The organism is Paenibacillus sp. PL91 (assembly GCF_012935325.2).
In the GTDB taxonomy this organism is placed as follows: Bacteria; Bacillota; Bacilli; order Paenibacillales; family Paenibacillaceae; genus Pristimantibacillus.
Window position 1 is genome coordinate 224,533 of sequence record NZ_JABBYG020000006.1, and the last position, 21,397, is coordinate 245,929.

Sequence of the window (21,397 nt, forward strand, 5' to 3'; positions counted from 1 at the left end):
GTATGAAACATAAACGTTTGCGTTTTGCGGCAGCGATTTTGCTAGGTTCGATTTTACTTGCCGTGCTCGCTTCTTGCTCTTCAGATGAAGGAAGCAATAGCGGGAAACCGGCTGCTGAGCCATTGGAAGAAACGGCAGAGCAAAGCGCAGGCGAGGAGGCAGTCGCTGCTGCTTATACAGTAGATGAACAGCCTGGCGGCGTGTATTATGAAATATTCGTCCGTTCCTTCTATGATACGAATGGCGACGGAATTGGCGATTTGAATGGCGTAACCGCCAAGCTTGATTATTTGAAGGAGCTTGGCGTTAGCGGCATTTGGCTTATGCCGATCAACGCCTCACCTAGCTACCACGGCTATGATACAACCGATTACTACGCGGTTAATCCGGAGTACGGTACGCTGGATGACTTGAAGAAGCTACTAGATGAAGCGCATAAACGCGGCATCAAAGTCATTATGGATCTTGTCGTGAATCATACGAGCAAGGAGCATCCTTGGTTTAAGGAAGCGCTCGCGGATGAGAAAAGCGCTTACCGCAGCTGGTATACCTTTGCGAAGCCGGGTGAACAGGCAAGAGCGGACGGCGCGGTAGGAGGCGACCCATGGCACAGCTATGGCAGCCTTAACTATTTGGGCGTCTTCTGGGAAGGCATGCCTGACCTTAATTTTGATGAGCCGAAGGTTCGCGAGGAAATGATCAAAATCGGCCAATATTGGCTTGAGCAGGGATTAGACGGCTTCCGCCTTGATGCTGCCAAGCATATCTATGGCGATTTTGCTTCAACGGCAAGCACGCCGGAGATACAAGCGAAAAATAAGGTTTGGTGGCAGGAGTTTCGCAAAGGCATGAGTAAAGTGAAGCCGGATGCTTATTTGATCGGTGAGGTATGGGATTCGCTGACCGTTATTGCTCCATACTTCGATCAAGCGCTGAATTCGGCTTTCCACTTTGATCTTGCTGGCCGATTGCTTAGTGCGGCAAGCTCGGAGCAGGATGCCGATCTTGCTTTCTCGTTAGGCCGTGCATACGGCGTATATGAGAAGTCTTCAGGCGGCACATTCGTTGATGCGCCTTTCCTTAGCAACCATGATCAAAATCGTGCTATGACTGTACTCGGCGGCAATGTCGATCATGCGAAGATGGCTGCTGCTATGCTGCTTACGCTTCCGGGCACGCCATATCTTTATTATGGCGAGGAGCTTGGCATGAAAGGCGCTAAGCCGGATGAGTATATTCGCGAGCCTATGCTGTGGTACAGCGCAGCAAGCGGAGGCGAAGGGCAGACGACATGGGAGAAATCGCGTTTTAATGCGGATGAGGCTTCGGTATCCGTCGAAGCGCAGTCGGCTGATAAGCAGTCGATGCTGAATCATTATCGCGAGCTTATCAAGTGGCGGAACGAGGAGCCGGCTTTGCGCGATGGGGGGATTGCGGCGTTTAAGCTGGAGCCTGCTAACCAGAAGCTGAGTGCTTATGTCCGCGTTCTCGCTAGCGAACGGGTACTCGTCGTGCACAATTTATCGGGCGAGGCGCAAACGGCAGATTTGCAGCCGTCGAAAACGTTTGGCGAGTTCAAGGAGTTAGCCCGTGCGACTAATAGCGGTGCGAAGCTGGAAGGCAGCAAGCTGACGCTGCCGGCGTATAGCACGGTTATTTTGAAATAAAACGAATGGAGGGAATCGCACATCGGGTGCGGTTCCCTCTTTTTTATCCGCTGCATGTAGGTTCCTTCCTATCCTTATTTATTTTCCAGCTTTCCGGCTCGTCGGCTGTTCATTAAAGGGATAACGATTAGTTGAATTCGCGTATGGACTTCATTCGAATGTAGGCGAAGAGCCCCATAATAAGCATCGCTGCTCCGCTAATAGCTATAATGACGGCTGGGCCGTAAATATCGGATAAGGTAGAGAATGCAGCTAAACCTACAGGGGGTGCAACGCTTGTTAAAGCGCCTATTAGCCCAAATACTCTGCCTTGCATTGAAGGATCAATCGCTACTCGCAGCCCGATGAAGATGATCGTCGTACTGAATGAGAAGAGGAAGCCGACAAGAAGAATAACCGGCAGCGCAGCAGTTGCCGAGGGCAGCAGTGAAATAACGATGAATAGTGGCCCCATCAGGATCATACTCCCTATGATCCAATTTCCTCTTCTTTTCAAACGTGCATCAAGCTTCATGATCAAAATAGAGCCTAAGACATAACCGAGCGGAATACAGGCCTCCATTAGCCCGAATACAAAGGGTTTTGCTTGCCACACCTGAACCGCCATGACTTGAATGAGCATGAAGGTAGATAGAAAGAAGAACATAACGAGCGGCAGCAAAATAATGACAGCCTTAGCGAAAGGATCATGCCAAACAAAGCGGAAGCCAGCTGTGAGATCTTCTTTAAATGAGGTTTGCGGCTTTGCCTCATCCTTGACCGCTTTATAAGGGAACTTACCCGCTGATAAGAGAAGAATGCCCGACAGCAGGAAGGTTGCGGCATCGATTGCAATCGCAAAAGCCCCGCCAAATGCGGCTACAGCAATGCCCCCAAGCGCGAATCCGGATATTCGAATGATATTATCGGAAATGCTGATCGCGCCTACAGCCTTAGACAGCTGCTCTTTGCCTACAATTTCGATGAGCGAGGCTTGGAAGGCAGGCGTTCGAAACACACCAGCAAACGCCACAAGCCCGGTTAAAATGACGACATAAATAAAAGGCACGTTCGGCAAATAAATAAGGACGGCGATGGCGGCTACAAGGATGAAACGAACGATATCCGTTGCCCACATCAAGGTGCGTCGATCGGTGCGATCCGCAATCGTACCCGCGAATGAGCCAAAAAGCATGCTGATGACAAGGTGGGTGATGAGCACAGCCGACATCAGCTTGGCGCTGCCAGTTGATTGCAGCACCCACAGGTTTAATGCGATGCTGTGGAACGTATTGCCAAGCAGCGATAAGCTATAGCTGGAGAAGACGAGCATAAACGAGCGGTTGCGCCAAATGGACGTTGTACCGGCATTTTGCTGTTGGGCAGGGGAAACGTTGGAATCAGCTTTTTTGGCTAGTTCGAGCAAGGTTATTCCTCCTTTATACTGATGCAAAGTGATAGCTAGACGGCTGCAGCATAACCGCGTAAGCACGCAATGCACGGTTTTCAATATTACTGCTTAATCGTTTAAGTTGTCGAAGAAAAAGGCAGAGATTACTCTGCGTTAGGGTTATTGCTAGCTTCACATTCCACGATTGAACTTGCTTTAACTTCGATATATTTATGCTCAAGTCCATTCATGGGATTGTCTAGAAGCGTCATCATCAACTGAAAGGCTTCTACAGGCTTTCGATGATTAAACTGAATCCGAGTTACTGCTGCTGGAAGGATGTCAGGGCAATCTGTCGTACATATGACAGTCAGCTTCGCCGGATTAACATACTTGGCTGTTAGCATCCCGATGAACTCATTGAGCACAATCCCTTCTTTTTCCGCATGCTGTTCAAGAAAGCGTTTAAGCTGCTCTTCATTTTCGACCATATGAATCATACTTGGAGCAATGCCGCTGCTGTCCATAATAGACTGGGTAAGCTCGACATTGTTGAAGCTGTCCATAATGAGATAGCTTGGATTGATAGGTAAGGGAGTTCTAGCCTGTGCAAAAGCATCTTTATAATCAAAATTCACTTTATAAAACAAGGCATCATCAATGATACTGTCAATGACGATAAGCGGCACGCCTTCTGAAAAATGACTGGATATCAGATGGAAATTTTCGCTTATTACGTCTACTACAAATATACCGTCTAAATTTCGCTCGGATATCACATCAAGCTTTGGATTCAAGGCTTCAAGGCTGGACAAGACGACATGGTAGCCTCGATCCGTAAGCAGGCGCTCAAGCCGATTAATAAATGAGGCATAACGAAGCTGTTTCCAGATGCCCTCATCGTTTGAACGGTTGATGAGAATGCCAATTAGCCCGGACTTTTGCTTTACTAACGACCGTGCAGCTAGGTTAGGGACGTAGTTCAATTGTTTTGCAGCATCCAGCACCCTGCATTTCGTCTCATCGGGGATCGTCTGGTTTGTAACGTTGTTGAGCACATAGCTTACTGTAGCGACGGAAACCTGGGCGGCTTTTGCAATATCCTTTAACGTAGCTTTTTTGATGGGAATGCAGCTCCTTGATAGGGTAGTTACTTATAACTTAATCGTTTAAGTTATTATGGCATGAACGATATGCGATTGTCTAGTGGCAGCTGCAAGTAAGTCGAAAAACGTAAACTGACACCTAACTAAACCATAAAGAATAAATTAGTACAGCACGCTTTCATGAAATGAGGGATTCATATCGCATATAACCGTGATTACCATGGCAAAGGCGTAAAGAGCGGAAAAACAAGAGATAATGACAGTGACGATAATCTTCCCGATCTCATACAGTTTATTGGACAGTTGCTTGTTACGGCTGGGGATATTGTCACAGCGGCTGGGCAAGCTCTAGCACTGGAGCAAGACCAGAAGGCACAAATTCAGTCGCAAAAGGATCAACAGGATAAACAGCGCGATCAGCAGCAAGTGCAATTACAGCTTGAGCAGATGCAGAAACAAATCAATCAATTACAAAAGCAAATTAAAAATAAATGATCATAATACTTATGGGAATCAAAAGATAAAATGAGATTGGTTGCTTTGGGTGTTAGTGGAAGGAGGAACGGTAGCTGTAAGCACGCATGTGTGCTTACAGCGTGAAATAGGCAGCAAATCGAAGAAAAAAGGCAGCCCATCGAGGGACTGCCTCTTTTTCTGTTTAGATTGGTTAGAACAACCGTTACTCTGCGGACTGCTCCATTATTACAAAGCCATACGCTGGCAGTTTAAGCTGCAACGTGCCATCGGCATTGCTTGCAATCGCAGTGCCTTCTGAAAATTCGCTGATGCCGCTCGATAGCAGTACTGACCATGCAGATACGTTATCAATCGAGTGGACAGCAGTAGCGTTTGAATCTTTAGCATGAACAGCGTTTGTATCTAATTCCTCAACAGCCTCAGCTGTGACTGTGTTTACCTCGGCTTTCAAAGCTTCAGTGGGAGCGTTGTTAATCTCTGCTGCAGCAACAACATCTGCAACCTCACTGCTTGCGAAGCCTGTGAACGCTACAGCATGCGGAGCAGCAGCACCTTGCCCAATTGATGCAGCCTCAATCGCGAAGCTAAGATCGGCTGCTTCACCCCGTGCATTCAGCGCAACAAGCAGGCGCTGGTTGCCATCGCGGCGTTCATACACTAAGGTGCCGTCTTCTGCTCCGACATGCACGAAGCGGATGTCGGCGCTGCGAAGCGCGCTGTAGCGGTGGCGAAGACCGATCGCAGACTTATAGAAGCGAAGCAGCTCGGTATTTTGCTCGGCCTCGTCCCACACCATACATTTGCGGCAGCCAGGATCGCCCGCGCCATTTATTCCTACCTCATCTCCGTAGTAAATACATGGGGTTCCCGGGTAGGTCAGCTGGAACAACGAGGAGAGCTTCATCGCTTCCGTGTTGTCGCCGCAGATTGTGAGCAGCCTTGGCGTGTCGTGGCTATCGAGCAAATTGAAGGCCGATTCCGTCACCTGCTGCGGGTAGGCTGCAAGCTGCGTGCCGATGGCATTGGCGAAGGAAGTCGCGTCGATCGTCTGGTAGGCGAAGAAATCGAGCACGGCGTTCGTGAACGGATAGTTCATGACCGCATCGAATTGATCGCCCTGCAGCCACATCATTGAATCATGCCAAATTTCGCCCAAAATGTACGCATCCGGGTTGACGTCTTTCACCGTCTTGCGGAATTCACGCCAAAACTGATGGTCAACCTCATTAGCAACGTCAAGACGCCAGCCGTCGATGCCGATCTCCTCGATCCAGTAACGCGCAACCTCGAATAAGTATTGCTTCACTTCCGGATGCTCGGTGTTCAGCTTCGGCATAAGCGGCTCAAAGGCGAAGGTCTCGTAAGTAGGGACGCCATCAACGACCTGCAGCGGCCACTCCCGAACATAGAACCAGTCCGCATACTTCGACAGCTGGCCGTTCTTTTGCGCATCGACAAATGGCGGGAACGTTTTGCCGGAATGATTGAATACGGCATCAAGCAGGACGCGAATGCCGCGAGCATGGCAAGCATCAACCAATTCCTTCAGCTTCTCGTTTGTTCCAAAATGCGGATCAACCTTCATATAATCCTGCGTATCGTATTTATGGTTGGTCGTCGCTTCGAATAGCGGCGTGAAGTAGACCGCATTTATGCCAAGCTCGGAGATATGATCCAAGTGATCGATGACACCCTGCAGATCGCCGCCAAAAAAGTTTTGAGGAGTCGGCTCGCCGCCCCACGGCAGGACGTTTTTAGGACTCAGCGACGGATCGCCGTTCGCAAACCGCTCCGGAAAGATTTGATAGAATACAGCGTCCTTCACCCATGCCGGCGGCTCGAATACGTCGATCGGATTAATATAAGGGAAGTCAAAAAATGAATTGGAGTTATCAGGAAGCGTATGCTCAAAGCCTTTGTCGGAGAAAAGAATCGTCTCAGCACCGCTCGTTAAGCGGAACGCATAGCGCAGCCGGCGAAAAGGCGGAATAACGGCCGTTTCCCAATAATCGAACAGCGCATCGGAAGAAAAAATACGCATCGGGACGTTCGTGATGGTTTGATTCCATGCATACTTGTCGCCGACGATTGCTTCTACTGCCGCAACATCGTCTTTTTTGGTGCGCAAGCGGAGATGCAGCGTTTTGCCGTCGTAGGCGTACGCCCAGTTTTGTTTTGGTCTGTGATATACAGCTTCTAATAACATCATGAATCGCTCCTTATAAATCGTATAGAAAAGAGGGTGAAAACGCGAAAAAAGGTACAACCTCTGCTCATAAAGCCGAGGTTGTACCTTTTCCCATAACACGTTCAGGCGCCGCTTACGCGAAGCATATTGCGAACAAATGGTTGCGGTAGCATTGCCTTTCTATTGTAACTCTCAACCACTTTATTATACATAATTTGCACGTATTGTACCAGTCACTTTGCAAAAAAAAGTTTAGGCATGGACCTCTGCATGCGCCTGTGATTCCAAGAAGCGCTCGCAATCAAGAGCAGCCATACAGCCGCTTCCGGCAGCGGTAATCGCTTGACGGTAAGTGCGGTCTTGAACGTCGCCGCAGGCGTATACGCCTGGGATATTCGTCTCCGAGGTGCCTGGCTTCACGATAATGTAGCCTTGCTCATCGGTGTCGATTTGGCCGCCAAGGAAGCTTGTATTCGGCGTGTGGCCGATCGTAACAAATACGCCGTCTGTCTCGAGAAGCTCTTCTTCGCCCGTTTCATTATTGCGCACCTTCAACCCTTGCAAGCCCATGCCAGTTGCAGCGACTTCAAGCGGTGTGCGGTTCAAGCTCCATACGATTTTGTCGTTGGCGCGAGCGCGGTCCTGCATGATTTTTGAAGCGCGCAGATCGTCGCGGCGATGTACAAGTCTTACTTCGGAAGCGAAGCGGGTAAGGAATACGGCTTCCTCCATCGCGGAGTCGCCGCCGCCGACTACGATAATCTTTTTGCCGCGGAAGAAGAAGCCGTCGCACGTCGCGCAAGTGCTGACACCGCGTCCGATATTTTCTTGCTCGCCCGGAATGCCCAAATATTTGGCCGAAGCGCCAGTCGAGATGATGATCGATTCCGCCTGCAGTTCGCCAATGCCTTCCACGTCAAGCGTATAAGGACGTTTGCTGAAGTCTACGCTCTTCACGGAGCCTGTCTTGAACGTAGCGCCGAAACGCTGCGCTTGCTTGCGCATGTTGGACATCAGCTCGCTGCCTAGGATGCCGTCAGGGAAGCCTGGGAAGTTCTCAACCTCCGTAGTAGTCGTAAGCTGGCCGCCTGGCTGCCAGCCTTCAATAACGAGCGGCTCCATGTTCGCGCGGGCCAAATAAATAGCAGAGGTTAGTCCGGCAGGACCTGTACCGATAATAATCGTTTTATAAGTCATCTATGTTCTCCTCCAGTTAGAAATGCTCTGAGATAATAAATACTACTTTAAAATTATTATAATCTAGTATCAAAGTCAATATGATTCATCCATCATTCATGCATCGTTCATGTAACGTTCATGTTCATATTGTAAGCTGGTTGCATGAACGATATATGCAAGCTTGGAGGACGTACATAATGCCAAAAATCGTCGTAGCAGATGATGATCCGAACATTCGCGAGCTGGTCGGCCTGTTCTTGAAAAGAGAAGGCTATCAGGTCATTGAAGCGATAGATGGAGTAGATGCGCTTGAAAAGCTGGAAGCGATTCGCCCTGATCTGGCGATTATCGATGTGATGATGCCGCGCATGGATGGCTGGGCGTTATGCGCGGCCATGCGCTCCAGCTATGATATCCCGCTGCTGATGCTGACTGCCAAGGGAGAGACCTCGCAGAAGGTGAGGGGCTTCGAGCTTGGAGCGGATGATTATATGGTCAAGCCGTTTGATCCGCCGGAGCTGATCGCTCGGGTGAAGGCGCTGCTCAAGAGATACCGAATTACAGCATCTCAGACGGTCGAATTTGGCGATGTCATCATGAATCAAACCGACTTCCATATGTTCGCAAGCGGAGAGAGATTCACATTGCCGCCGAAGGAGTTCGAGCTCCTCTTCAAGCTGGGGAGCTATCCTGGGAAAACCTTCGCGCGGGATCAGCTTATTGAACAGATATGGGGGATGGATTACGAGGGCGACGAGCGAACGGTTGACGTACATATCAAAAGGCTTCGCGATCGTTTTTCCGAGGAGCAATACCGCTTCCGCATCGTAACGATACGAGGCCTTGGCTACCGGCTGGAGGAATGGGCATGATTCGGAGCTTGTATGTTCGCATAACGGCTACTTTTCTCATTATTGTTTTGATCAGCATTGGCGTTGCCTTTCTTTTTACGAATCAAATGTTTAAACGGGATGCAAGGGGACAGCTGCCGAACCAAATGGAGAAGTCGATAGAGCGAATCGAGCAGCTGTATGCGGTGTCTAAGCCGGCTTCGATACAGGAGTTTTTGGATGAGATGTCGACCTTGCAGGGGCAATCGATTATCGCAGTAAGCAGTACCAATCGGGTAGTGACTGTCGGTGAGCGAAGTCAGTTTATGCTGGCGAGAATTACATATGAACAGCTGGTTAAAGTTTTCAGAGGCAGCATAGTGCGGCTGGATGTATTCAGCAGCGCAGAAGGCGAGCCTCCCATGCCGCCGGCCTTTGGCAAAATGGTGCAATTCGGCAATGAGAATTGGGCATTATTCGTTCAACCCGACCGTTTTCCGCAAAATAGCAACTTCATATGGACGGCTGTCACGCTGCTCTTAACGCTGCTTGTGGTCGGAAGCGTCCTTATATTGGTGGCGGCTCGGTATTTGGTTAGGCCGTTAAAAATGATGACGAACGCCGCAACGCGAATGTCGGAAGGGGATTTTACCGTTCGCTTGCCTGCAAGGCGCGGCGATGAGCTTGGCGAGCTGGCCGAGAGCATGAACAAAATGGCGCTTAGCTTGTCGCAGCTTGAAATGATGCGGCAGGACTTCGTATCGAACGTGTCGCATGAAATCCAGTCGCCGCTCACCTCGATTGGCGGCTTCGCCGAGGCGCTGCGCAGCGAGGACGTAACCGAAGCTGAACGGGAACGCTATATTAACATCATCAAGCAAGAGAGCATGCGGCTTTCGCGTTTAAGCGAAAATCTGCTCAATTTGGCATCGCTGGATTCGCAGCAGCATCCGTTTCACCCAGAGTCCTATCGATTGGATCGCCAGCTTCGCGATGTCGTATTGGCTAGCGAGCCGCACTGGATCGCCAAGCGGCAGACCGTTGAGCTGTTAATGGAAGAAACGACGATTATTGCAGATCGGGATCAGCTTAATCAGGTGTGGATGAATCTGCTTTCCAACAGCATGAAATTTACGCCGGAGGACGGCAAGATCTCCTGCTTCCTATCGGAGCAGGACGGCTTCGCAGTCGTACGCATTTCGGACACGGGTATCGGAATAAGCGAGGCGGATCGCGAGCGCGTGTTCGAGAGATTTTATAAAGGAGATGTATCGAGGGATAGAAGTCAAGGCGGCAGCGGGCTCGGGTTATCTATAGTCCAGAAGATTGCGTTAATTCACGGCGGCAGCATTATGCTCGAGCCGGGTGCCGACCAGCTTGCCGGCGCAAGCTTTATTATTCGGCTTCCGCTTGCGCCGCCTGCCTAGCGAATAGCGCTGTAAAGCATGGATAAATAAGGGTAGAAACGTTATGATGAAGGGAGTAATAGCGTGTAATGTAACGATGTGGAGGAGAAGCTACAATGGAGAAGCGGATACGGAAAGCGATTATACCTGCCGGAGGGCTGGGCACCCGGTTTTTGCCGGCCACGAAGGCACAGCCGAAGGAAATGCTACCGATCATCGATAAGCCAGCTATTCAATATATAGTAGAAGAGGCAGTCCAATCCGGCATCGAAAGCATCGTAATCGTCAGCGGCCGCAACAAGCGGGCTATCGAGGACCATTTTGACAAATCGGCTGAGCTAGAAATGGAGCTGGAGGCCCGTCACAACGAGGAAATGCTGGATATGGTACGCAAAATATCGCAGCTCGCGGACATTTATTACGTTCGCCAGAAGGAGCCTCTGGGCCTGGGCCATGCTGTGTTGTGCGCGCGCCGCTTCATTGCGGACGAGCCCTTCGCCGTATTGCTAGGCGATGATATTTTGAAATCGGACCCGCCTTGCCTGCGCCAGATGATGGACGTGTACGAGCAGCAGCACTCGTCCGTCGTTGCCGTTATGGAGGTGCCTTGGGATCAGACGCATAAGTACGGCATCGTCGATATCGAGCGCGGCAAGCAGGTTGCGCGCGTACGCGATATTATAGAGAAGCCGGCGCAAGGACAAGCTCCATCCAACTATGCGGTTGTCGGCCGCTACGTCCTCGACCCTGTTATTTTTGACCTGCTGGAGAAAGCGACGCCGGGGAAGGCTGGGGAAATCCAGTTAACGGACAGCTTGCAGCAGTTAAACCGAATTTCTTCGTTATCCGCCTACCGCTTTGACGGACGCAGGCATGATGTCGGCGATAAGCTCGGCTTTGTGCAGGCTACGATTGATTTTGCATTAGAGCGTGCTGATCTGGGCGATGAGGTCAGAAGGTATCTGCTGGAGAGGCTGAAAGAGTCGAACGGATAACGCAATCATTTGAAGGCCGCCGCCGGGCGGCTTTTTCTTATTTTAGTGTACAGCCGCCAGCAATGATAAGATCATGTACGTACAAGTTAAGCATATGCTATACTACTGGCATACAACTACGGAGCTGAGGTGTGAAGTGAAGGAACAGCAAACGCCCAAATATATGCAATTAAAGCAGCAAATTTTATCCTGGATCGTCACGGCGCAGTTTAAGCCGCATGATAAGCTGCCTTCGGAGAACGAGATTGGCAAGCAGTTCGAAATGAGCCGCCAAACCGTTCGTCAGGCGCTAGGCGATTTGGAGCAGGAGGGGTGGCTTTATCGCGCCCAAGGGAAAGGTACGTTCGTCTCCGATCAATCGGCGCCAGAGCGGAAGAACTCCCCGCAAGGGATGACGATCGGCATGATTACGACGCATATTTCAGATTATATTTTTCCTACTATTGTTAGGGGCGTTGAATCGAGCCTGCGTGCGGTTGGCGCAAGATTGCTGCTCGCAAGCACCGATAATGAAAAGGAGAAAGAGAAGGACAGCTTGGAGTCGATGCTTCGCGAGCCGCTGACCGGACTGATTATCGAGCCGACGAAGAGTGCTGAAGGAAATCCGAACTTTAACTATTTTTTGGCGCTGGATGCGCTCAAAATTCCTTATATTATGCTCAATGAGCGTTACAGCGACGTGGATGCGCCATGTCTCCGGGTTGATGATGAGCTTGGCGGCTACCGGGCTGCTGAGCATCTCATTAAGCTTGGACATACGCGTATTGCCGGATTTTTCAAAACCGATGATTTTCAAGGCGTTCACCGGATGCGCGGCTTTCTAAGAGCCCACCGAGAGCAGGGACTGACGGTTCCGCCGGATTATTTGCTCCGCTACTCTACGGAGGAGAAGCAAGACAAGCCGGCACAGGCGCTGTCCGCGCTGCTTCAGCGAGAGCCCGGGGAGCGCCCGACCGCTATTATTTGCTACAATGACGAGCTTGCCGTTAGGATGCTCGATATCGTGCGGCAAATCGGACTTGCAGTGCCAGAGGATTTATCCATCGTTGGCTTCGATGATGCAAACCTGGCAACCGCTACAGAGGTGAAGCTGACGACCGTTGCCCACCCGAAAACCGAAATGGGGGCAGAAGCCGTCGTCATGCTGCTCGGCATGGTGGAGAAGCAGCAGCGCCGCCAGACGGTGGACAAGGTCTATGACCCGCAGCTCGTCATCCGTGAATCGACGCAGCCTCCCAAAAGCTAACCCTACGCTGATCAGTTCAACTGTGTAGGCAGGCCATCAACAAAAAAACACGTGACACACTTGTACGTACAACTTATAATAAAAACAGAGCTATTCGATGGTAATGTCCGTATAAGTGGTAATGGGCAAGTACATGAATGCAAGTTTGAAGGGAGCGTACAATTCTCATGTTGGAAGCGTTGAAGCATGCGGTTTGGGAAGCGAATATGGATCTTCCGAAATACGGGTTGGTCACTTTTACTTGGGGTAACGTAAGCGGCATCGACAGGGAGTCCGGCTATGCAGTCATTAAGCCTAGCGGCGTCCCTTATGAGGAGTTAAGAGCGGAGCAAATGGTTGTGGTGGATTTGGAAGGCAACGTGGTTGAAGGCAGCCTTCGTCCTTCCTCGGATACGGCAACGCATGTGTTATTGTATAAAGCATTTCCAACGATTGGCGGAATCGTCCATACGCACTCGCCATGGGCGACAAGCTGGGCGCAAGCGGGACGCGCCATTCCGGCGCTAGGCACGACGCATGGCGACTACTTCTACGGCGAGGTGCCTTGCACGCGCGCGATGACGGAAGCGGAAATCAAAGGCGCCTATGAGCTGGAGACGGGCAACGTGATCGTTGAAACGTTCGAGGCAAACAACATTGATCCGAATCAAGTGCCTTCGGTGCTCGTAAATAGCCATGCGCCATTTTGCTGGGGCAAGGACCCGCATAATGCGGTCCATAATGCGGTCGTGCTTGAGGAAGTGGCGAAAATGGCGCTGCATACGTTCCAGCTTAATCCGAACGTGCAGCCGATGGATCAATCGCTGTTAGACCGTCACTATTTGCGGAAGCATGGAGCAAACGCCTACTACGGCCAAAAATAAGGAGGACTCGGATAATGAGCAAAAAATATGCAATTGGCGTTGATTACGGCACGCAATCGGGACGCGCAGTTCTTGTTGATCTCTCTAACGGTGCTGAGGTAGCGGAGCACGTCACGCCTTATACGCACCACGTAATCGATGAGAAGCTGCCGGTCTCAGGCATTAAGCTGGAGTATGACTGGGCGCTGCAGCATCCGCTTGATTATATTGAAGTGCTGGAATTGTCCGTTCCTGCCGTGATGAAGGAATCCGGCATTGATCCTGCCGACGTTATCGGCCTAGGTATCGACTTTACCGCTTGCACCATGCTTCCGATTGATGCAGCGGGAGAGCCGCTTTGCACGCAGGATGCCTACAAGGATAATCCGCATAGCTGGGTGAAGCTGTGGAAGCATCACGCCGCCCAAGATGAGGCTAATCTTATTAATGAGATGGCTGTGCAGCGCGGTGAGAAATGGGTGCCGCGTTACGGCGGCAAAATTTCATCCGAGTGGATGATGGCCAAAGCTTGGCAAATTTTGAATGAAGCGCCCGAGATCTATGAAACTGCAGATAAATTTGTAGAAGCTACGGACTGGGTTATCGGCCAATTGACCGGCAATATCGTGCGCAATAGCTGTACTGCCGGCTACAAGGGGATGTGGCATAAGCAAGAAGGCTATCCGAGCAAGGAATTTTTCAAAGCGCTTGATCCGCGCCTTGAGAATCTGACGGAGACGAAGCTGCGCGGCGAGGTCGTTCCACTTGGCTCTAAGGCTGGCGAATTGCTTCCTGCTATCGCTGCTCGCATCGGACTGGCGCCAGGCACTGCGATTGCAGTCGGCAATGTGGACGCGCACGCGGCCGTTCCGGGTGTTGGCGTAGTTACGCCAGGAAAGCTGGTTATGGCGATGGGAACATCGATCTGCCATATGCTGCTCGGCACGGAGGAGAAGGAAGTGGAAGGCATGTGCGGCGTCGTTGAGGACGGCATCATTCCGGGCTACTTCGGCTATGAAGCGGGACAATCAGCGGTTGGCGATATTTTTGAATGGTTCGTAGAGGAATCGGTTCCTGCTTATGTCCTGCAAGAAGCGGAGCAAGCTGGCGAGAACGTCCATGTATATTTGACGCGCAAAGCAAGCGAGCTGAACGTTGGAGAATCCGGCTTGCTGGCGCTGGACTGGTGGAACGGCAACCGTTCGGTATTGGTGGATACGGACCTGACGGGTACAATCGTAGGCTTGACCTTGCTGACGAAGCCTTGGGAAATCTACCGTTCCCTGCTTGAAGCAACGGCCTTCGGCACGCGCAAAATCGTCGATGCGTTCCACAGCAACGGCGTAGAAGTCAATGAGCTTTACGCATGCGGCGGCTTGCCGCAGAAAAACGCGCTGCTCATGCAAATTTATGCGGATGTCACGAATCGCGAGATTAAGGTTGCCGCATCGAAGCAGACGCCTGCTCTTGGCGCAGCGATGTTCGGAGCGGTAGCGGCTGGCGCGGCGAAGGGCGGCTTTGACAACATCGTCGACGCCGCCCAGAAGATGGCCCGCGTACGTGAGGAAACGTTTAAGCCGATTCCGGCAAACGTTGCGGTATACGAGAAGCTGTATGCGGAATATAATCTGCTTCATGACTACTACGGCCGTGGTTCAAACGACGTGATGAAGCGTCTTAAGGCGATTAAAGAAGAGCAAGCTTAAACAGTTTACCGGATTAATTCTATACAAGAGAAGCCATACAAAACAAAAACGACTCCTGCAGCTATTGAAGCGGCGGAGTCGTTTTTGTTTGCCAACTTTGAGGATTGCAGGACCTTCGACAGCGTTCGGATTAGCGACCTGCGCATTCTGTCGAACTTGTACAGAAATTGTATAGTTTTGACTAGTAATATAGTAGTAGCTCTAAAGTATGACATTTAGGAAGGAGTTAGGTGTTTTGGACTTACCCGAAAAAAGATCCAAGGAAGGGAGATTGCACATATTGGAGTCTAGAAGTGTAAGAATGAAGAGCCGTAAGCAAAACCGCTTATGGGGGAAAAAGAGTCTCGCCTTATTTATGGCAATTGCCATATTATTGGTGCAGCTTCTTCCGGTTCCCTATTTTGTGAACGCTGCAGGAACGGATACGGGAGCTACATACTTCACCGGTATGGATAACTGGAAGGGCGGCGCTGCTGACAGCACGGCTGACAACGATATGGACAAGCTTGTCGGCAACGAAGGTGCCGAGAGCGCAAATGTGTATCCGATCGAATTTAAGATTAAAGATGTTAAGGCAAAGCCTACAAAAAGCGCCTATATGCTTGTTCGGGCTTATGATGTAGACGAGTATGATGAAGCGAATAAAAGCGGTACGGGCGAGTGGGACCGCGTCTATTTTTCATCCCAGCCTGAGGACATCGCATTGGCTGCTCCGACTACACCTTGGCGCTCGACGGGTTTCGGCAGTGCTACATACAAGAAGGAGTTTTCTCAAGCGTTCTACTTGGGAGCCCTGTCAGGAAAAGACAGCACATGGAATACAACAGTCATTGAAATTAAAGCAGATCAATGGGACCGAATCGCTGCTAATCAAGACCAATACGTAGGCATTTCCGTTCATCATTATTTTGATCATCCAAATGCCAAAAATGACTGGGTAACCAACGTGGATTGGGGCCAGCTTGTCATCGATGGCGGCATAAAGCAAACCGGTGAAATCACGGGTGCGACGGTAGCAGTCGGAACGAACAAGATAACGATTGACACGGGATTTTTGCCGAAAGAAGCCGGAGACTTCTACATGGAAGTCAACGTCATCCAGAAGACGCAAATCGGCACCAAAATCGTGGATCAAAACGTAGATTTGGAAGAGAAAAGCTTTTTAAACGCCAAACAAGGGGAACCGAACACTTGGGGTAATATTGAGCTTTCTGTTCCAGGAGCCGATCCCAATAAGGATTATACGGTGAATATCATGCTGTTCGATAAGCAGGCAGACAAAGCTCAGCCCGGCACCGCACAGCATATCTACTCCTTATCGACCTTGGACCCTGCTGTAAAGGATATGGCGAAGACTGGCCTTCAGTATGAGCCAACGACATTCGCATTAACAGATTTTAGCAGCAAGTATTATCGCGTGACTGGACAAGCACAGCCGACTAAGCTTGAGAAGGTGAAAATTGTCACGCTTCCGAGCGGGGGTACACTTAAGCTGCTGAATGCGGATGTGGCACTTGGCGATGAGATTGCTAAGGCTGACCTTGCTAACCTGACCTTTGTTCCTGCTGCTGAAGGGTTTACGGGATCCGCGTCATTTGATTGGAACGGCTATGATGGTACCAAGTATGCTGCTATCGATGCGAAAGTAACCATCACGGCAAATGCCGCTCCTGTAGTGGCTAATATCGCCAAGATGATTAATCAAGGCGAGACATTGGCTTTAGGAGCAACTGATTTTACAAGCCAATATACAGATGCAACTACGCCAAGCGAGAGCTTGAGCAGGGTGAAAATCACTTCATTGCCTGATCCGGCGCTAGGAAAACTATGGATCAAGACGGGCAGTAATCCAGCCGTAGCGGTTACAGTTGGCAGCGAAATTAGCGCAGCTGATTTGGGCAAGCTTATCTTTGTTCCGGCAAACGATGCCGTAGGCGCGGCTTCGTTCCAATGGAACGGCTCGGATGGCAAGCAATATGCGAAGGATGCGAAGACGGTGACCATTACCATCAATGCTGCGCCGGTAGTAAGCGATATCTCTTTCGCAGCTATAGCAGGTACGTCGGTTTCTTTGAAAGCAACGGACTTCGCTAACCCTAAGGCATATGCCGATGAGGAAAATGAAGCGCTAACGAAGGTACGCATTACGCTGCCAGCGAACTTTGCAAATAGCGGAAAGCTGATTTATACCTTAGCAGGCATTGAGACTCAGGTTGTATCGGGAACAGTCATTACGATTACGGATCTGAATAGCCTGCGCTTCGTGCCAGCCCTGAATTTGGCAGAAGAAAGCACGGTCCTATTTGATTGGGAAGGGTATGACGGCAATCAGTACTCCTTAGCGCCAGCTAAAGCCAGCATTACCTACACAAACGATCCTGTTGTCAGCAATATTGCCAAAACAGGGCTTCAATATGACCCAACCAGCTTTCAGGCAGATGAGTTCAAAAGCCATTATTCGAAGGCTAACGGAGCTTCTAACGCGAATGAACTTAAGCTTGTAAAGATTGTTACGCTGCCTGCAGCGGAACAAGGTGAACTATTCTTAAACGACGAAGCCGTTGCTGCTGGTGACGAAATCGCCATCGGTGACATTGCAAAACTAACCTTCGTTCCTGCATCAAGCGGGTTCACAGGTACAGCTGCTTTTGGTTGGAATGGCGAAAATGGCCAAAAGTACGCAGCGCTATCTGCTGCTATAACCATTACAGCTAATGCCGCACCGACGGTAGATCCGATTAACAAGTCGATTTTGAAAGGCGAGACGGTACCATTTAAGCCGGCAGGCTTTGCATCCGCATACAGCGACTCGGATCATGAGAGCATAGATAAAGTGAAGCTTGTAACGCTTCCTGATCCGGGTAAAGGCCAGTTAGTCCTGCAACTTGGAGACGGACCGGCAATGCCGATAACAACGCCGGGCTTTGAGATTAAAGCCGCAGAGCTGAGTGGATTAACCTTCATTCCTGCTTCTGGCGCGACAGGCTCGGTAACCTTCGACTGGAGCGGCTCGGATGGCAAGCAATATGCGAAGGATAACAAAAAGATAACGATTAACATCAACACACCGCCAGTTGTTGGCGATATCATCAAGGCTGGCCTATCGGGTAGAGTCATTGATTTTAAAACGATTGATTTCACAGAATCGCCACGTTTTACAGATGCGGATGGTGATCTATTAAGCACAGTTATTGTTACCCTTCCTGCACATTTTGAAGAGAGCGGTACACTTTGGTACACCTCTTCAGTAGGAGAATCCGTATATGTGGAGCAAGGCAGTGCCGCTCCGATTGCAAAAAACGTACTGGCAAGCTTGAAATTCCAGCCTTCAGTTCATTTGGCAGAAGGCAGCACGGTTGAATTCGAATGGAGCGCAAGCGACGGCAAGCAATATGCCGAAGCGCCAGGCAGGGTATTGATTGCATACAACGGAATGCCTGTTGCGGAGCCCATTACTGCAAATGTGGAAGAAGGCACAACTGAAATCATCATTACGTTTAAAGGGACGGACATGGAGACGGTGACGGAGCTCGTGTACGGATTAGAGAGCAATCCAGGCAAAGGCTCGCTCAGGCCCGCAGATGATGATGTTTCAGGAGATACTTGGATCTATACGCCAGATCCTGACTTTATTTCTGGACAAGATAGCTTCATGTACAGTGTAACGGATCAAGACGGACAGACTTCGGCTCCAGCAACCGTAACCATTAATATCCATAGAGCGCTGGATGGCTGGGTGGGCGACAAGGCCCAAGGTGACTCCACGGTATTTAAAATCATACCGGGCGAACAGCTTAAGCTGGGCGCTGTAAGCTCGTTGCTCGCGGAGAAGGTATATGCGAATGTGAACGGTATTAGGGTACCTCTTACACTTGTTAATCAGGACAGCTTTGAGCTGGACGGCTATAAAAAGTGGGAGAATACAACGTATTTGCTGCCTGAGGTGACTGTGGCGAACCAATACCAAGTTGATTTTACAGCAGTAGATGTAGAGGGAGGCCAATTAGCCCCTGAAATCAGACTGCTTGATAACGATTTTGAGTTGCTAAAAGCAGATCTTCAACTTACAGCAAGCCCGGAGAACATTTTGGGCGATGGCAAATCGAGTACCGAGCTATCAGCCGTGCTGACAAATGCTGACGGATCGCCAATTGCAGGAGTAAACGTTATTTTCACGGCTCCCGTAGATAAAGGTGAATTTGTAGGCGGCAATACAGCGGTGACGGATGAGCAAGGGATAGCAAGGGTTACTTATAAGTCGGAGAAAATTATGGGTGTCGACGAGCAGCTCATTCCTATTCGGGCGAATGTGTACGATAAGGCACTTGGCCTGAAGGCTCAGGATGTGGTTACCATTACATTCCTGCCTGCCGCAGTGAAAGGTTTTATTACGAAAGGCAGCTCAAATATGCCTGTAGCGGGAGCTAGCGTTCGCGTGACGCTTGATCTTGATGGAGACGGCATGATTACGGCAGGAGTAGATTTTGATCAAACGATCGTAACCGATGAAAGCGGAGCCTATTATGTTGTTGTACCGAAGGGTGACGTTATTTACGATTTGGATGTGACGCAATCGGTATATGTAGGCGGTGTTGCTACACCTGTTACGTACAAGCAAACAGCTCAGGTTGGTGAAGTTACTGGCTCGGTGGAAGAAAACTTCGACTCTGAGAAAACGGTAACGGGCATCGTGCTGCTTAAACAGCCGGACGGGAAGTCTTCCTTGTTTGGCGGCGAGCTGCTTGCCAAGACGACGATTTATTTGAAGCAAGCGGATGGCAGCTATGTATCAGAAGCCGGAGCTCCGAAAGCTTTTGCACTCAATGGACAAGGTGTATTTAATGCGGATGGACTGGCTATCGGCGAGTACGAACTTGAAATTAAATATGAGGTTGAGCCGGGCAAAGCGATCACATTTAGTCGGACTTCGGTGAGCGTAACAGCCTCCGGTGAGATGAATATTTCTGAAGCATTGGTCGATCCTTACGGTACGATTACCGATTCAGTAACGAAGGCTGTTATTGAAGGGGCAACGGTAGTGCTGCATTATGCAGACACTTTTCGCAATAAAGGCAAAGGCATTACGCCGGGAGCAAAAGTGACCTTGCCGGCTTTGGTAGGTTTTGCGCCGAATGACAATGCTAGTCCGGAGCAGCTAAGCGATGCATTTGGTTTCTATGCGTACATGGTCTACCCAGAAACCGATTATTATCTTGCTGTAACGAAGAACGGATACCAAAGCTACTTTAGCCCAATTCTTTCAGTAGAATGGGAAATTGTCAGACATGATTTGGAGCTGATTCCAGTTGCAGCGGATGTGCAAGCTGCGCCGTCAGCTGATCCGACGCTAACCCTTTCCATAGATAAAAACAAGGTAAAGGAAGGCACAAAATCAACGGTTTCAGTTGAATACAAAAATGCTTCCGGCAGCGCGCTTGCTGCTGGCGAGATTAAAGTGACGATTCCGGCAGGAGCTGTTATTGTAGATGCAGCTGGGGGAATCGTAAACGGAAACTCGGTAGTGTGGAAGGTTACAAATGTACTTGCAGGACAAAGCGGAGGCTATAAGCTCGTTATCGAATGGCCGCTTATGAAAGCAGCAGATACAGCATTCGATATTCCAGGCGAGCTTCTTGCTAACGGCACAACAATTAAATCATCTGTGAAAATCAATGTATACTCCGAGCGTTTTGGAGAGCTCGCGCATTATCGTTATATTTTGGGTTATCCCGACAAGGAGTTCAAGCCAGAAGGTTCGCTGACTCGTGCAGAGCTAGCCGCAATTGTTGCAAGGCTTACTGAAAACGAGGATGTTAACTATCCAATGTCTTATAATGATATTCGCAAGGATCACTGGGCGACGAACTACATTGAAATCGCAACAAAAAACAAATATTTCAGCGGCTACGAAGACGGCTCCTTCCGGCCTGATGCGTCTGTTACAAGAGGAGAGCTTGCATCCGTAATGGCAAGGTTCCTCAAGCTTGAAGTGAGCGCACCTGCGACAACACACTTTAAGGACACAACAGGTCATTGGGCAGCAGATACAATCGAAGCATTGTATAATGGCAAATTCCTTACCGGTTATCCAGACGGCAGCTTTAAGCCGACAAAAGAAATCGTTCGGGTCGAGGCTGTTACGATGATTAACCGTATGCTTTACAGAGGTCCATTGCAGGGCCTTGATCAACAATTCCCAGACATGCCGCAAAACCACTGGGGCTTTGGAGATGTGCAGGAAGCAACCATTTCTCACAGCGCCAAGCGTAAAGAAGATGGCAGCGAGAAATGGATCGCAAATCTTAGTGACGATGTAAAATAAACAACATTAATAAAGGCAGCTTCTCTGGTCAAAAACCATGAGGGGCTGTCTTTATTTGGTTAAC

At 49.9% G+C, this 21,397-nt stretch carries 13 protein-coding genes; 9 read left to right on the forward strand and 4 right to left on the reverse strand.

Going from position 1 to position 21,397, the window contains the following annotated elements; translation table 11 throughout:
- Positions 1-2: 2 nt before the first annotated feature.
- On the forward strand, positions 3-1,667 hold the full coding sequence (locus HI950_RS16280) for an alpha-amylase family glycosyl hydrolase (RefSeq protein ID WP_169085935.1): 1,665 nt from the start codon (positions 3-5) through the stop codon (positions 1,665-1,667).
- A 127-nt stretch (positions 1,668-1,794) separates the two neighbouring features.
- Here the strand turns inward: HI950_RS16280 and HI950_RS16285 are convergent, their stop codons facing one another.
- Both HI950_RS16285 and HI950_RS16290 read right to left on the reverse strand, forming a co-directional pair.
- Positions 1,795-3,072 carry an MFS transporter gene (locus HI950_RS16285; RefSeq protein ID WP_223285317.1) on the reverse strand — a complete coding sequence of 426 codons (1,278 nt, stop codon included), beginning with the start codon at positions 3,070-3,072 and terminating at the stop codon, positions 1,795-1,797.
- 128 nt (positions 3,073-3,200) lie between these two features.
- Entirely contained in the window at positions 3,201-4,166 is a 966-nt protein-coding gene (locus HI950_RS16290; protein ID WP_169086124.1) for a LacI family DNA-binding transcriptional regulator, read from the reverse strand.
- A 279-nt stretch (positions 4,167-4,445) separates the two neighbouring features.
- Between HI950_RS16290 and HI950_RS16295 the strand changes: the two genes are divergently transcribed.
- Positions 4,446-4,637, forward strand: coding sequence for a hypothetical protein (locus HI950_RS16295; protein ID WP_169085937.1), 192 nt, complete (start codon positions 4,446-4,448; stop codon positions 4,635-4,637).
- A gap of 184 nt (positions 4,638-4,821) precedes the next feature.
- On the opposite strand, the gene HI950_RS16300 is transcribed toward HI950_RS16295, so the two are convergent.
- Both HI950_RS16300 and trxB read right to left on the reverse strand, forming a co-directional pair.
- Positions 4,822-6,825: a glycoside hydrolase family 13 protein gene (locus tag HI950_RS16300; protein ID WP_169086126.1), complete on the reverse strand. Its 2,004-nt coding sequence runs from the start codon at positions 6,823-6,825 to the stop codon at positions 4,822-4,824.
- A gap of 234 nt (positions 6,826-7,059) precedes the next feature.
- Positions 7,060-8,004: a thioredoxin-disulfide reductase gene (gene trxB, locus HI950_RS16305; RefSeq protein ID WP_169085939.1), complete on the reverse strand. Its 945-nt coding sequence runs from the start codon at positions 8,002-8,004 to the stop codon at positions 7,060-7,062.
- A 179-nt stretch (positions 8,005-8,183) separates the two neighbouring features.
- Between trxB and HI950_RS16310 the strand changes: the two genes are divergently transcribed.
- The 7 genes from HI950_RS16310 to HI950_RS16340 all read left to right on the forward strand — a co-directional run bounded on the left by HI950_RS16310 (position 8,184) and on the right by HI950_RS16340 (position 21,333).
- The gene (locus HI950_RS16310) at positions 8,184-8,858 is read left to right on the forward strand and encodes a response regulator transcription factor (RefSeq protein ID WP_169085941.1); all 675 of its coding nucleotides are present in this window, start codon (positions 8,184-8,186) and stop codon (positions 8,856-8,858) included.
- Positions 8,855-10,243 carry a HAMP domain-containing sensor histidine kinase gene (locus HI950_RS16315; RefSeq protein WP_169085943.1) on the forward strand — a complete coding sequence of 463 codons (1,389 nt, stop codon included), beginning with the start codon at positions 8,855-8,857 and terminating at the stop codon, positions 10,241-10,243. Before HI950_RS16310 ends, HI950_RS16315 begins: the two co-directional genes overlap by 4 nt.
- A gap of 95 nt (positions 10,244-10,338) precedes the next feature.
- On the forward strand, positions 10,339-11,217 hold the full coding sequence (gene galU, locus HI950_RS16320; protein WP_169085945.1) for a UTP--glucose-1-phosphate uridylyltransferase GalU: 879 nt from the start codon (positions 10,339-10,341) through the stop codon (positions 11,215-11,217).
- 136 nt (positions 11,218-11,353) lie between these two features.
- Positions 11,354-12,463, forward strand: coding sequence for a GntR family transcriptional regulator (locus HI950_RS16325; RefSeq protein ID WP_169085947.1), 1,110 nt, complete (start codon positions 11,354-11,356; stop codon positions 12,461-12,463).
- 167 nt (positions 12,464-12,630) lie between these two features.
- Positions 12,631-13,326 (forward strand): L-ribulose-5-phosphate 4-epimerase, encoded by a 696-nt coding sequence (gene araD, locus HI950_RS16330; protein ID WP_169085949.1) that lies wholly within the window; start codon positions 12,631-12,633, stop codon positions 13,324-13,326.
- A 14-nt stretch (positions 13,327-13,340) separates the two neighbouring features.
- Complete coding sequence (locus HI950_RS16335; protein ID WP_169085951.1) at positions 13,341-15,011, forward strand: ribulokinase; 1,671 nt, start codon at positions 13,341-13,343, stop codon at positions 15,009-15,011.
- 280 nt (positions 15,012-15,291) lie between these two features.
- Positions 15,292-21,333 (forward strand): S-layer homology domain-containing protein, encoded by a 6,042-nt coding sequence (locus HI950_RS16340; protein ID WP_169085953.1) that lies wholly within the window; start codon positions 15,292-15,294, stop codon positions 21,331-21,333.
- Positions 21,334-21,397: the final 64 nt, after the last annotated feature.